The 13,502-nt window shown below is 72.9% G+C and carries 12 protein-coding genes; all 12 read left to right on the forward strand.

The features are described from left to right. A partial coding sequence (infB, locus tag AB0M46_RS43325) for a translation initiation factor IF-2 (RefSeq protein ID WP_363345993.1) occupies positions 1-2,021 on the forward strand: 2,021 nt, incomplete at its 5' end. Positions 2,022-2,390: 369 nt separating this feature from the next. Continuing rightward, positions 2,391-2,687, forward strand: coding sequence for a DUF503 domain-containing protein (locus tag AB0M46_RS43330; protein WP_363345995.1), 297 nt, complete (start codon positions 2,391-2,393; stop codon positions 2,685-2,687). A gap of 126 nt (positions 2,688-2,813) precedes the next feature. Further along, complete coding sequence (gene rbfA / locus AB0M46_RS43335; RefSeq protein ID WP_363345997.1) at positions 2,814-3,302, forward strand: 30S ribosome-binding factor RbfA; 489 nt, start codon at positions 2,814-2,816, stop codon at positions 3,300-3,302. Between the two features lie 287 nt (positions 3,303-3,589). After that, entirely contained in the window at positions 3,590-4,633 is a 1,044-nt protein-coding gene (locus AB0M46_RS43340; RefSeq protein WP_363345999.1) for a DHH family phosphoesterase, read from the forward strand. Positions 4,634-4,697: 64 nt separating this feature from the next. Further along, on the forward strand, positions 4,698-5,099 hold the full coding sequence (locus AB0M46_RS43345; protein ID WP_363346001.1) for a hypothetical protein: 402 nt from the start codon (positions 4,698-4,700) through the stop codon (positions 5,097-5,099). An 11-nt stretch (positions 5,100-5,110) separates the two neighbouring features. Further along, positions 5,111-5,314 carry a DUF6186 family protein gene (locus tag AB0M46_RS43350; RefSeq protein WP_363346044.1) on the forward strand — a complete coding sequence of 68 codons (204 nt, stop codon included), beginning with the start codon at positions 5,111-5,113 and terminating at the stop codon, positions 5,312-5,314. A gap of 603 nt (positions 5,315-5,917) precedes the next feature. Then, entirely contained in the window at positions 5,918-7,204 is a 1,287-nt protein-coding gene (locus AB0M46_RS43355) for an MATE family efflux transporter (RefSeq protein ID WP_363346046.1), read from the forward strand. A 100-nt stretch (positions 7,205-7,304) separates the two neighbouring features. Continuing rightward, a complete protein-coding gene (gene truB, locus AB0M46_RS43360) occupies positions 7,305-8,195 on the forward strand; it encodes a tRNA pseudouridine(55) synthase TruB (RefSeq protein WP_363346003.1) in 891 nt (296 codons plus the stop codon). 18 nt (positions 8,196-8,213) lie between these two features. Next, positions 8,214-9,161, forward strand: coding sequence for a bifunctional riboflavin kinase/FAD synthetase (locus AB0M46_RS43365; protein WP_363346005.1), 948 nt, complete (start codon positions 8,214-8,216; stop codon positions 9,159-9,161). A gap of 107 nt (positions 9,162-9,268) precedes the next feature. Beyond that, positions 9,269-9,538, forward strand: coding sequence for a 30S ribosomal protein S15 (gene rpsO, locus AB0M46_RS43370; protein WP_344618654.1), 270 nt, complete (start codon positions 9,269-9,271; stop codon positions 9,536-9,538). Between the two features lie 225 nt (positions 9,539-9,763). Further along, the gene (locus AB0M46_RS43375) at positions 9,764-12,145 is read left to right on the forward strand and encodes a polyribonucleotide nucleotidyltransferase (RefSeq protein WP_363346008.1); all 2,382 of its coding nucleotides are present in this window, start codon (positions 9,764-9,766) and stop codon (positions 12,143-12,145) included. A 3-nt stretch (positions 12,146-12,148) separates the two neighbouring features. After that, a complete protein-coding gene (locus AB0M46_RS43380; RefSeq protein ID WP_363346010.1) occupies positions 12,149-13,471 on the forward strand; it encodes a pitrilysin family protein in 1,323 nt (440 codons plus the stop codon). Positions 13,472-13,502 lie beyond the last annotated feature (31 nt).

Genomic DNA, 13,502 nt, shown 5'->3' on the forward strand with positions numbered 1-13,502 from the left:
TCCGTGGCGGTCCCGGCGGCGGTGGCGGCGGTGCCCCGGCGGGTGCCGGCGGTGCCGGTCGCCCGGGTGGCGGCGCGGGCGGTCGCGGCCGTGGCGGCGGTGCCGCGGGTGCCTTCGGGCGCCCGGGTGGCCGGCCGACCCGTGGCCGCAAGTCCAAGAAGCAGCGCAGACAGGAGTTCGACAACCTCTCCGCGCCCACCATGGGCTCGGGCGCCCCGCGCGGGCAGGGTCAGGCGATCCGCCTGCCGCAGGGTGCGTCGCTGTCGGACTTCGCCGACCGGATCAACGCGAACCCGGGCTCGCTCGTCCAGGAGATGTTCAACCTGGGCGAGATGGTGACGGCCACCCAGTCGTGCACCAACGAGACCCTGCAGCTGCTCGGTGAGCACCTCGGCTTCGACGTGCAGATCGTCAGCCCCGAGGACGAGGACCGCGAGCTGCTGGCCCGCTTCGACATCGACCTCGACGCCGAGGTCGACGAGGAGCGCCTGGTCATCCGGCCGCCGGTGGTGACCGTCATGGGTCACGTCGACCACGGTAAGACGAAGCTGCTCGACGCGATCCGCTCCACGAACGTCGCGGGCGGCGAGGCCGGCGGCATCACGCAGCACATCGGTGCCTACCAGGTCCGCGTCGAGCACGAGGGCGAGGACCGCGCGATCACCTTCATCGACACCCCGGGTCACGAGGCGTTCACCGCCATGCGTGCCCGCGGTGCCCAGGCCACGGACATCGTGGTCCTGGTGGTCGCGGCCGATGACGGCGTGATGCCCCAGACGATCGAGGCGCTCAACCACGCCCAGGCGGCCGAGGTGCCGATCGTGGTCGCGGTGAACAAGATCGACAAGCCCGAGGCCAACCCGGCCAAGGTGCGCCAGGAGCTGACGCAGTACGGCTTGGTCGCCGAGGAGTACGGCGGCGAGACGATGTTCGTCGACATCTCGGCCAAGAGCCGGATCAACATCGAGGGTCTCCTCGAGGCGGTCCTGCTCACCGCCGACGCCGCGCTCGACCTGCGCGCGCCCGTCGACGGCCCGGCCCAGGGCATCGCGATCGAGTCGCACCTCGACCGCGGCCGCGGCCCGGTCGCCACCGTCCTGGTGGAGAAGGGCACGCTCAACGTCGGCGACTCGATCGTCGCCGGGCGGGCCTACGGCCGCGTCCGCGCGATGCTCGACGAGAACGGCAAGCCCGTGCCGCACGCGGGTCCGGCTCGTCCGGTCCTCGTGCTCGGCCTGACCTCGGTGCCCGGCGCCGGCGACACGTTCCTCGCCGCCGACGACGACCGCACCGCGCGCCAGATCGCCGAGCAGCGGCAGGCCCGCCGCCGCGCGGCCGAGATGGCGGCGCGCACCGGCCGGGTCACCCTGGAGACGCTGTTCGACCAGCTCAAGCAGGGCGAGAAGACCACGCTCAACCTCATCCTCAAGGGTGACGGCTCGGGCTCGGTCGAGGCGCTCGAGGACGCGCTGGTCAAGATCGTCGTTTCCGACGAGGTCCAGCTGCGGATCATCCACCGCGGCGTGGGTGCCGTCACGCAGGACGACGTCAACCTGGCCAGCGCCTCCGACGCGATCATCATCGGGTTCAACGTGCGGGCCGAGGGCCGCACGCGCGACCTGGCCGACCGCGAGGGCGTGGAGATCCGGTACTACACCGTTATCTACCAGGCCATCGAGGACATCGAGTCGTCCCTCAAGGGCCTGCTCAAGCCGGTCTACGAGGAGGTCGAGCTCGGCCAGGCGGAGATCCGCGAGGTCTTCCGCTCGTCGCGCTTCGGCAACATCGCGGGCTGCATCGTCCGCACCGGCCTGATCCGGCGCAACAGCAAGGCGCGCCTGATCCGCGACGGTGCGGTGGTGACCGACAACCTGTCGATCGCCGGCCTGCGCCGCTTCAAGGACGACGCGACCGAGGTCCGCGAGGGCTTCGAGTGCGGTATCACGCTCGGGACGTACAACGACATCCAGATCGGCGACGTCATCGAGACGTGGGAGCTGCGCGAGAAGCCGCGTACCTGACGCGTATCGACCTCTGGGGGCCGCGGACCATGTCCGCGGCCCCTTTTGGCATGCGGCACTCGTCGACGTCCCCGGCCCGCGGGCGTAACGTCGGTCACATCATGGAGCCTTCGTGGTGGTCGATCGAGGTGCGCGACGGGGAGTGCCCGGCCCGCGCGTGGCGCGACGCCTAGAGCGCCCGTCGAGGGCCGTTGCCGGCCGCCGGGGCCGTCGCCCTGCGGGGTGGAGCCGGAGCCGATGATCGTCGGCGCCCGGTAGATTCCCCGCCCTTCCCCGTCAAGGCTGGACACATTCGACATTCCGGTCGGGCTGGCGTGGGAAGAAAATCGGGCGGCGGATCCGCCGGGATGGGGGATAAGATCCTGCGCCGTGTATACCGGTACCGCGGTCTTCGATCTTCTCCTGCCCGGTGACTCGCGATCGCTCAAGGCCAAGCGCTCGTACGTCCGGCCCCTGATCGCCTACCTGCGTAAGTTCGAGGTCTCCGTCGCCGAGGTCGGGGCCCTCGACCTGACCGGCCGGGCCGAGGTCGGTATCGCCGTCGTGGCCGCCGAACCGGCCCACGCGCACGAGGTGCTCGACACCTGTGAGCGCGCCGTGGCCGGCCGCCCGGAGTTCGAGTTGCTCTCCGTGCGCCGCCGGTTGCACGGCGGCGACGACGAGTAATCCTGGCTTCTCGGCGCGGCCCCACGGGCGGCGCGCGGGTACTGTCAAGGCGTTGGTCAGATCATCAGGTTCACGGGCCGGCCGGGAGGCCGCCCGGCGGGCCGTTTGGCTGCGGAGGTGTTCGGGATGACGGATCCGGCAAAGGTGCGGCGGCACGCGGAGCGCGTGCGCGAACTGGTCGCATCGGTGGTGCGGACGCAGATCAAGGACCCCCGGCTCGGCATGATCACGATCACCGACGCACGGATCACCGCCGACCTGCGCGAGGCCACCGTGTTCTACACGGTCCTCGGCGACGCGGCGGCCCAGGCCGGCACCGCGGCCGCCCTGGAGAGCGCCAAGGGCCTGCTGCGCTCCACCGTGGGCAAGGCGCTGGGCCTGCGTCACTCGCCGAGCCTCACGTTCGTGCACGACGACGTGTCCGAGCACGCCAAGCACATCGACGAGCTGCTGGCGAGCGCCCACAGCGCCGACGCCGAGGTCCAGCGCCTCGCCGCCGGCGCGCACTACGCGGGCGATTCCCAGCCGTACAAGGTGGAAGACGACCACGACGCGGAAGACCTGGGAGCCGACGGCGCCGACGACGAGGTGGTCGTCGGCCAGGACCGGCGGTGACCGGGCTCGCGCCCGGCAACATACCGGGCGCGGGCCCCGCTGCTAACCCCGCCGCCCCGCCAGGCGCCCCGGCCACAGGCCCGGGCGCCGCGCGGGCCGGCGGGCCGCTCGCTGAGATCGGCGCCGGGCCGGGTGTTGAGGCCGGGGCCGCGCCGGCCTCCGGGCCGCGTGTTGAGGCGGGTGCAGAGGCTGTGCCGGGCGTCGGATCGGCCGCCGTGCTGGGCGGCGGGCCGGGTGTTGAGGCCGGTGCCGGAGCAGAGGCTGTGCACGGCGTCGGTGAGGCGGTTGTGACTGGCGCCGGTGAGGCGCGGCCGGGCGAGGCGGAGTGGGCGGCGGCGGTGGCGGCGCTGCGCGGCCTGCCGCCCGGGGCGCGGGTGCTGCTGGCGTGCCACGTCAACCCCGACGGCGACGCGCTCGGCAGCATGCTCGGCACGGCGCTGGGCCTGCGCCGGATCGCGGGCGAGCTCGGCATCGGGCACCTCGCGGCGACGTTCCCGGGGCCGCTGCGGCTGCCCGCGCCGTTCGACTCGCTGCCGGGCGCCGGCCTGCTCGTCGCGGAGGAGGACGCCGACCCGGCGCCCGACGCGATGCTGGTCTTCGACGTGGCGAGCATCGAGCGGCTCGGCGGGCTCGCCGGTCGCCTGCGGGCCGCGCCCGTGGGCATCGTCCTGGACCATCACGCCTCCAACCCCGGCTTCGGGGCCATCAACCTCGTCGACCCCGCGGCCGCCGCGACGTCCGTGTTGTCCGAAGGGCTGTTGCGGCGGCTCGGCGTACCGCTGGATCCCGAGATCGCCGAGTGCCTCTACGTGGCGCTGGCCACCGACACCGGCTCCTTCAAGTTCGCCTCCACCACCCCGGCCGTGCACGAACTCGCCGCGCGGCTCATCGCGACCGGCATCCCGGTGGGCGAGATCTCCCGGCGGCTCTTCGACACCCGGCCGTTCGGCGCCGTCCGGCTCTTCGGCGTCGCGCTGGCCCGCACGGTGCTCGAACGCGAGGGCGCGGGCGGGCTGGGGCTCGCCTGGACGTACCTCACGCTGGACGACCTCGCCGAGCACGCCCAGCCGCCGTCGGCGGTCGAGGCGCTCATCGACAGCGTGCGGTGCGTTGAGGAAGCCGACGTGGCCTGCGTGGTCAAGCCCGTGCGCGCGGGGGAGTGGTCCGTGTCGCTGCGCAGCAAGGGCGCGACCGACGTCGCCGCGGTCGCCGTGGCGCTCGGGGGCGGTGGGCATCGCTTCGCCGCCGGGTTCAGCGCCATCGGGACGGTCGCGGAGGTCATGGAGCGCATCCGCGCGCTGCTGCGCCCGCCAGCCGCCCATCAGGGTTGATCCGGGGGAATATCCGGGCTCCGGCGGCTGGCCGGCAGGCGTCCGCCGCGGCGACAATTGACGGATGGACCGCCCCGAGCTGGCTGCTGAGGCCGACCAGGTCTGGGCCCGGCCGGTCGTGCTCACGCCCGTGTTTGCGTTGGTGTCGCTCGTCGGCGGGGCGCTGCCCTCCTTCAGCCTGCGCGCGAACCTGCTCGTGCTCGGGGCCGGGGGCGCGCTGTTCTGCCTCGGCGTGTCGGCCGCGGTGCCACGGCGGCCCGCGCCCGCGCGGCTGCCGCGCGGTGCGGCCTGGTGGTTGCTGCCGCTGCTGCTCTTCGGGCTGGTCGAGGGGGCGACGTTCCTGAACGGGTCGCCGGCGTATCCGACGCTGTCCCGCCTGGCCGATCCCGTGCTGGAGCACTACTGGGCCCGCGCGGCCGCGTACTTCGGGTGGCTGTGGGCCTTCTGGGCGATGGTGCGCCGGTGAGCGCCGGCCAGGTGCTGGTCGTCGTGCTGTTCACGGTCGCGCTCGGGCTCTTCGCCGCGGTCGAGGTGGCGTCGCGGCGGGAGGGGTCGCGGGTGCCCGGCCTCGGGGACGTGTGCGCGGTCGTCATGCGGTACCAGGTCGGGCCGCTGCCCGTCGGGCGGATCGCGATGTTCGGCTTCTGGTGGTGGCTCGGCTGGCACTTCCTGGCTCGCTGAGCTGCGATTTTGATCGTGACGGGAGTGCGACACGCCGTTCCAGATTCCGGGATATCGTCGCACATGCTGAAACTGAACGATAACTTAGTCGGCATGCGCGCAGTACGAATTCTTCGCTGCCCGTCCTGGGACGCCCGCTTCTGACCGCGGGGACCCGGTGGCGGGGAACGGCCGATCGACCACGCCGCCGGAAGCGAGGACCTGTGCGCCACAACATGTGTGATCGGGCCGACATCACCCACGTCGGTCTCCTTGCCGTGCGTTGTGCGCGTCCACCGGTGATCCCGGCGGGACCGAGTGCGCACCGACCATCAGCACCATGCAGCAAAGGAGACCAACGCCATGGCTGACCAGCCGAAGCCCCAGCCGAAGCCGCAGGAGCCGGCCACCGACACCCGCGAGCGCGCCCGCGCGGCCCTGCAGATGTCGATGGACCGCCGGGGCTGACCGGCCCGGCGAGTCGACGCAAGCTCCGGGAAGCCGGGACGCCCCCGCAACGACGTCACGGTTTCCCGGAGCTTGTGCCGGTGCGTCCGCTTGGTAACTGTCGCTGGGCGCTGCACGCCTTACTATGACCGCGTGACGGTCGATCAGACTTCGACGATGCGCCGGGTCGCCGTGCTGGCGGTCCCGGCGCTCGTGGTACTCGCCGCCGAACCCCTCTACGTTCTGGTCGACACGGCCGTCGTCGGCCACCTCGGGCGGGCGCAGCTCGCCGGGCTGGCCATCGGCGGCTCCGTCATGTCGTTCGCCGTGTGGCTGGGCACCGTCCTCGCGTACGGGACCACCGGCCGCGCGGCCCGCCGCTTCGGCGCCGGCCAGCGCGCGGAGGCGGTCGAGGAGGGCGTCCAGGCGACCTGGCTGGCCCTGGCCGGCGGCGTGGTCATCCTGCTCGTCCTGGAGGCCGCGGCCGGGCCGCTCACCCGCGCCCTCGCGGGCGGGGCCGGCGACGTCGCGGGCAATGCCGAGGGCTGGCTGCGCATCGCCGCGCTCGGCGCGCCCGGGCTCTTGCTCGGCACGGCCGGCAACGGGTGGATGCGCGGGGTGCAGGACACCCGCCGCCCGCTGTACTTCGTCCTCGCCGCCAACGGGCTCTCCGCCGTGCTGTGCCCGCTGCTGGTGTACCCGGCCGGCCTCGGGCTCACCGGGTCCGCCGTGGCCAACGCGGCCGCGCAGAGCGTCGTCGGCGTGCTGTTCGTGCGGGCGCTGGTCACGGAGCGGGTGGCGCTGCGGCCCCGGCCCGAGGTCATCTGGCGGCAGCTCACGCTCGGGCGCGACCTGCTGCTGCGCGGGGCGGCGTTCCAGGCCTGCTTCCTGTCCGCCTCCGCGGTCGCGGCGCGCTTCGGCGAGGCCGCGCTCGCCGCGCACCAGATCGCCATCCAGCTGTTCTTCTTCACCGCCCTGGCCCTGGACGCGCTCGCGATTGCCGCGCAGTCGCTGGTCGGGGCCGCGCTCGGGGGCGAGCGGGTGGCGGAGGCCCGCCACCTGGCCCGGCGCATCACCGTCGCCGGGCTCGTGGCGGGGGTGGCGTTCGCGGCGCTGGTGGCCGCGGCCCTGCTCGCCGTCCGCCCGTGGTTCGGCGCGGACGCGCAGGTGTACGCCGAGGCCCGCCACGCCTGGTGGTTCTTCGCGGCGATGATGCCCGCCGCCGGCGTCGTCTTCGCCCTGGACGGGGTGTTCCTGGGCGCGGGCGACGTGCGGTACCTGCGCAACCTGACGCTGGTCAGCGCCCTCGGCGGCTTCCTGCCCGGCATCTGGCTGGCCTACCTGCTCGACTACGGCCTGCGGGGCGTCTGGGCCGCGCTGACCCTCTTCATCGCGCTGCGCCTGGCCGGCCTGCTGTACCGCCTCTCGGGCGAGAGCTGGGCGGTCGCGGGCGCCGTGCGCTGAACGCGATCCTGGCGTGCCTCGGGCGGTGGCGGGCGCCGTGCGTTGGAACGCGTGCCCGGCGTGAGCAACGGGCGGCGGGGCGGACGCTAGGGTGTCGCGCATGGCACAGAAGGCGGCGACCCAGGGCGGCCTCGTCGTCGTCGACAAGCCCGGCGGCATGACCTCGCACGACGTGGTATCGCGGATGCGCCGCCTCGCGCGGACGCGCCGCGTCGGGCACGGCGGCACGCTCGACCCGATGGCCACCGGCGTGCTGATCGTCGGGGTGGAGAAGGCGACGCGGCTGCTGACGTACGTGATCGGCAGCACCAAGGAGTACACCGCGACGATCCGGCTCGGGGAGGCCACGGTCACCGACGACGCCGAGGGCGACGTGGTGGCGCGCGCGGACGCGGCCGGCGTGAGCGACGAGGCGATCGCCAAGGGGTTGGAGCCACTGCGCGGGGACATCATGCAGGTGCCCAGCGCGGTGTCGGCCATCAAGGTCAACGGCGTGCGGTCGTACCACCGGGTGCGCTCCGGCGAGGAGGTGGCGCTCGACGCGCGGCCGGTCACCGTGTCCCGGCTGGACGTGCTGGCGACCCGGCGCGTGGGCGCGCACATCGACCTGGACGTGGACGTGGCCTGCTCGTCGGGGACGTACATCCGCGCCCTCGCGCGCGACCTGGGCGCGGCGCTCGGGGTCGGCGGGCACCTGACGGCGCTGCGGCGCACCGCCGTCGGGGCGTTCACCCTGGCCGAGGCGGTGCCGCTGGAGGAACTGGCGCAGCGGCCGGACCCGGTGACGATGCCGCTGCCGGACGCGGCCGCGCGGTGCTTCGCGCGCCGCGACGCCACCGAGGAGGAGGCGCGGACGCTCTCGCACGGCGGGCCGCTGGCGCCGGTCGGGATCGAGGGGCCGTACGCGGTGTTCGCCCCGGACGGCACCGTGCTCGCGGTCGTGAGCGAGCGAGAGGGCAAAGCGCGCCCTGAGATCGTGCTGGTGCCGTAGCGAACGTAGGCTCTGCGCATGCAGCGGTGGCGGGGAACGGAAGCAGTGCCCGGTGGCTGGGGCCGCGCGGTCGCGACGATCGGCGTGTTCGACGGCGTGCACCGCGGGCACCAGCAGATCATCGAGCACGCCGTGAAGCGGGCCGGCGAGCTGGGCGTCCAGTCGGTCGTCATCACGTTCGACCCCCATCCCGCCGAGGTGGTGCGGCCCGGGTCGCACCCGGCCGTGCTGACGGAGCCGGGGCGCAAGGCGGAGCTGATCGAGGCGCTGGGCGTCGACGTGCTGTGCGTGATCCCGTTCACCGCCGACTTCTCCCGCCTGTCGCCCGAGCAGTTCGTGCACGACGCGCTGGTGGAGCACCTGCACACCGCGCTCATCGTGGTCGGGGAGAACTTCCGGTTCGGCCACAAGCAGGCCGGCGACGTGGACCTGCTGCGCAGGCTCGGGCGGACCTTCGGCTTCGGCGTCGAGGGGGCCACGCTGGTGGCGGACGAGGGGACGGTGTTCTCCTCGACGTACATCCGAAGCTGCGTCGACGCGGGGGACGTCGTGGCGGCGGCGCGCGCGCTCGGGCGGCCCCACCGGGTGGAGGGCGTGGTCGTGCGCGGCGACCAGCGCGGCCGGGAGCTGGGCTTCCCGACCGCGAACCTCCTGGTGCCGGCCAACGCCGCGGTGCCGGCCGACGGCATCTACGCGGCGTGGTTCAACCGGGAGCGGACCGGGACCGGCCATCGGGCGGCCGTGTCGATCGGGACCAACCCGACGTTCTCCGGCAAGGAGCGCCGCGTGGAGGCGTTCGTGCTCGATTTCGAGGGTGACCTGTACGGCGAGCGGGTGAGCCTGGACTTCGCCGGGCGGCTGCGCGAGCAGCGCACCTACCAGGGGATCGACCCCCTGATCGCGCAGATCACCGAGGACGTCGCGCAGGCCCGGGAGGTGCTGCGCAGCGGTCCGATGCGCGGGTGAACCCGGCGGTCTGTTAGCCTTGCGTTGACGCCGGGTGACCGGCGGGGGTCAGGCTGCCTGCACGACGCCGCGGGAGCCGGCCGATGAATCCACGGCAAAGGGAGAACATGGCGCTCGATTCTGCGCAGAAGACCGAGATCATGTCGAAGTACGCGACCGCCGAGGGCGACACCGGTTCGCCGGAGGTCCAGGTCGCGATGCTGACGAAGCGGATCGCGGACCTCACCGAACACCTCAAGCAGCACAAGCACGACCACCACAGCCGGCGCGGCCTGCTGCTGCTGGTCGGCCGTCGCCGCCGTCTGCTGAACTACCTGCAGCGCAGCGACATCGCCCGCTACCGCTCGCTGATCGAGCGGCTCGGCCTGCGGCGATAACGACGCACCGACGGGGGAGTGGCGACAATACGCCGCTCCCCCGTCGAGTAGTGACACACTGGAATGGCAGCGCCCCGCCGAGCGGGTCGGCGCACCGGTCTCCGGTAGTGGCTTCCGGGAGGGGTCCCCACAGCGGCCCCACGGCCCCGTGAGCTTCGATCGAAGACCGGCCGCAGACAGCTCCGCCGAGGGCGAACCACAACCCAAAGGGAGCATTTCAACAACATGACCGAGCAGAGCACTCTCGGTAACCACAGCAGCACCGCGGTCATCGACAACGGATCGTTCGGCACCCGGGAGATCACCTTCTCCACCGGGCGGCTGGCGCGCCAGGCGGCGGGCTCCGCGCTCGCCCAGCTCGGCGAGACCGTGGTCCTCTCCGCGACGACCGCCGGGAAGCAGCCCAAGGACCAGTTCGACTTCTTCCCGCTGACGGTCGACGTCGAGGAGCGCATGTACGCGGCCGGGCGCATCCCCGGCTCGTTCTTCCGCCGCGAGGGCCGGCCCAGCGAGGACGCGATCCTCACCTGCCGGCTCATCGACCGGCCGCTGCGCCCGAGCTTCGTCAAGGGCCTGCGCAACGAGGTCCAGGTCGTCGAGACGGTCCTCGCCCTCGACCCGGCCCACCCGTACGACGTCGTGGCCATCAACGCCGCCTCGTTGTCGACCAAGCTCTCGGGCCTGCCGTTCTCCGGCCCGATCGGGGCGACCCGCATGGCCCACGTCGACGGGCAGTGGGTGGCGTTCCCGACCGTCGAGGAGCTCGGCCGGGCCACCTTCGACATGGTCGTGGCCGGTCGGGTCCTGCCCGACGGCGACGTCGCCATCATGATGGTCGAGGCCGAGGCGACCGAGCACACGGTCGCCCTGGTCGCCGGCGGCGCGCCCGCGCCGACCGAGGAGGTCGTGGCCGGCGGCCTGGAGGCCTCCAAGCCCGCGATCCGCGAGCTGTGCCGGGCCCAGGCCGAGCTGGCCGAGGTGGCCGCCAAGCCGGTCCAGGAGTTCCCGGTCTTCCTCGACTACCAGCCCGACGCCTACGAGTCCGTCGCCGGCGCGGTGAAGGACGAGGTCGCCGAGGCCCTGCGCATCGCCGCCAAGGCGGAGCGCGAGGAGGCCCTCGACCGGATCAAGGAGGCCGCGTTCCAGCGCCTCGCCGGGCAGTTCGACGGGCGCGAGAAGGAGATCGGCGCCGCGCTGCGGTCGCTGACCAAGAACGAGGTCCGGGCCCGCGTGCTGCGCGAGCAGGTCCGCATCGACGGGCGTGGCCCGCGCGACATCCGGCCGCTGACCGCCGAGGTGCAGGTCCTGCCCCGGGTGCACGGCTCGGCGCTGTTCGAGCGGGGCGAGACCCAGATCCTGGGCGTGACCACGCTGAACATGCTGCGCATGGAGCAGACGCTGGACACGCTGGCGCCCGAGAAGTCCAAGCGCTACATGCACAACTACAACTTCCCGCCGTACAGCACGGGCGAGACCGGCCGCGTGGGCGCCCCGAAGCGCCGCGAGATCGGCCACGGCGCCCTGGCCGAGCGGGCCCTCATCCCCGTGCTGCCGACCCGCGAGGAGTTCCCGTACGCGATCCGGCAGGTGTCGGAGGCGCTGGGCTCCAACGGCTCGACGAGCATGGGCTCGGTGTGTGCCTCGACGATGGCCCTGCTGTCGGCCGGCGTGCCGCTGAAGGCCCCCGTCGCCGGCATCGCGATGGGCCTGATCTCCGACGAGGTCGACGGCAAGACGCAGTACGTGACGCTGACCGACATCCTCGGCGCCGAGGATGCGTTCGGCGACATGGACTTCAAGGTCGCCGGCACCCGTGACTTCGTGACCGCGCTGCAGCTGGACACCAAGCTCGACGGCATCCCGTCGGACGTGCTGGCCGGCGCCCTGCAGCAGGCCCACGACGCGCGGCACGTCATCCTCGACGTGATGGCCGAGGCGATCGAGTCGCCGGCCGGCATGAGCCAGTACGCGCCGCGGGTCACCACGGTCCGCATCCCGGTCGACAAGATCGGCATGGTGATCGGCCCCAAGGGCCAGACCATCAACGCGATCCAGGACGAGACCGGCGCCGAGATCAGCATCGAGGACGACGGCACGATCTACGTCGGCGCGACCGACGGGCCGTCGGCCGAGGCTGCGGTGGAGCGGATCAACGCGATCGCCAACCCGACGATGCCGAAGGTCGGCGACAAGTTCCTCGGCACGGTGGTGAAGACGGCCGCGTTCGGCGCGTTCATCTCGCTGCTGCCCGGCCGCGACGGCCTGCTGCACATCTCCAAGGTGGGCAACGGCAAGCGGGTCGACAAGGTCGAGGACTTCCTCAACGTCGGCGACAAGGTCGAGGTGCAGATCGCGGACATCGACAACCGCGGCAAGATCTACCTCGACAAGGTCCTGGCCGAGGGCGAGGTCGCGGAGGCCGCGCCGGCCGAGGGCGGCGAGCGCCCGGCCCGCGAGCCCCGCGGCGACCGCGGCGGTGACCGTGGCCCGCGCCGGGACCGGGGCGACCGTGCCCCGCGCGCCGCGGCCGAGGGCGACGCCCCCGCCGGCGGCGAAGAGGGTGGCGAAGGCGGGGAGTTCCGTCGTCGGCGCAGCCGGCGCGACTGACCCATGGCGAACCGAGCACTGACCCAGACCCTGTCCGACGACCCGCTGGGTGGCACGGTGCGGCGCACCGTGCTGCCCAACGGGCTGCGGATCCTGACCGAGTCCATCCCGTCGATGCGCAGCGTGTCGTTCGGGGTCTGGGTCGGTATCGGCTCGCGCGACGAGACGCCCGCGCTCTCGGGCGTCTCGCACTTCCTCGAGCACCTGCTCTTCAAGGGCACCAAGCGGCGCTCGGCGCTGGACATCTCCGCCGAGATCGAGGCCGTCGGCGGGGAGACGAACGCGTTCACCGCCAAGGAGTACACCTGCTACTACGCGCGGGTGCTCGACGCTGACCTGCCGCTGGCCATCGACATCGTGTGCGACCTGGTCACCGACTCCGTCCTCACCGAGGCCGACGTCGAGACCGAGCGGGGCGTGATCCTCGAGGAGATCGCCATGCACGACGACGAGCCGGGCGACGAGGTCCACGACGTCTTCACCGAGGCCATCTACGGCAACCACCCGCTCGGCCGGCAGATCTCGGGCACGGTCGCGACCATCTCGGCGCTGACCCGCAAGCAGATCGACGGGTTCTACCGGCGGCGGTACCGCCCGGAGACCATGGTCGTCGCGGCGGCCGGCAACCTCGACCACGCCAAGGTCGTCAAGGCCGTGCGGGCGGCGTTCGACCGGGCCGGCTGGGGCGACACCCCGGCGGTCCCGGCGCCGCGGCGCTCGCGCACCAGCCGGGTGCCGGCCCGCTCCGGGCAGGTCGTGGTGCACAACAAGGACACCGAGCAGGCCCACCTCGTGCTGGGCTGCACCGGCTACCCGCGCCAGCACGACGACCGCTTCGTCGTCGGCGCGCTCAACAACGTGCTCGGCGGCGGGATGTCCAGCCGGCTGTTCCAGCAGATCCGCGAGCAGCGCGGGCTGGCCTACTCGGTGTACTCCTTCACCTCGCAGTACAGCGACGCGGGGCTCTTCGGCGTCTACGCCGGTTGCGCCCCCGGCAAGGTGGAGGAGGTGCTGGCGATCACCCGCGACGAGCTCGCCCGGGTCGCGTCCGAGGGCGTGACCGACGCCGAGGTCGAGCGCGGCAAGGGCATGCTCAAGGGCGCCGTCGTGCTCGGCCTCGAGGACACCGGCTCGCGGATGAGCCGCCTGGGCAAGGGCGAGCTGCTGTACGACGAGCTGCTCTCCGTCGACGAGATCCTCCGCCGCGTCGACGAGGTCACCCCCGACCAGGTCCAGCGGGTGGCGAAGGAGCTGCTCAGCCGGCCCATGTCGCTCGCCGTGATCGGCGACTTCGAGGACGGGGCCTTTACCGGCGCCCTCGACTGACGGGTGGTCCTGCCACCCGATAGTTTGTTGT

The sequence above is a fragment of the Dactylosporangium sp. NPDC051485 genome (assembly GCF_040682015.1).
Classification (GTDB): domain Bacteria; phylum Actinomycetota; class Actinomycetes; order Mycobacteriales; family Micromonosporaceae; genus Dactylosporangium.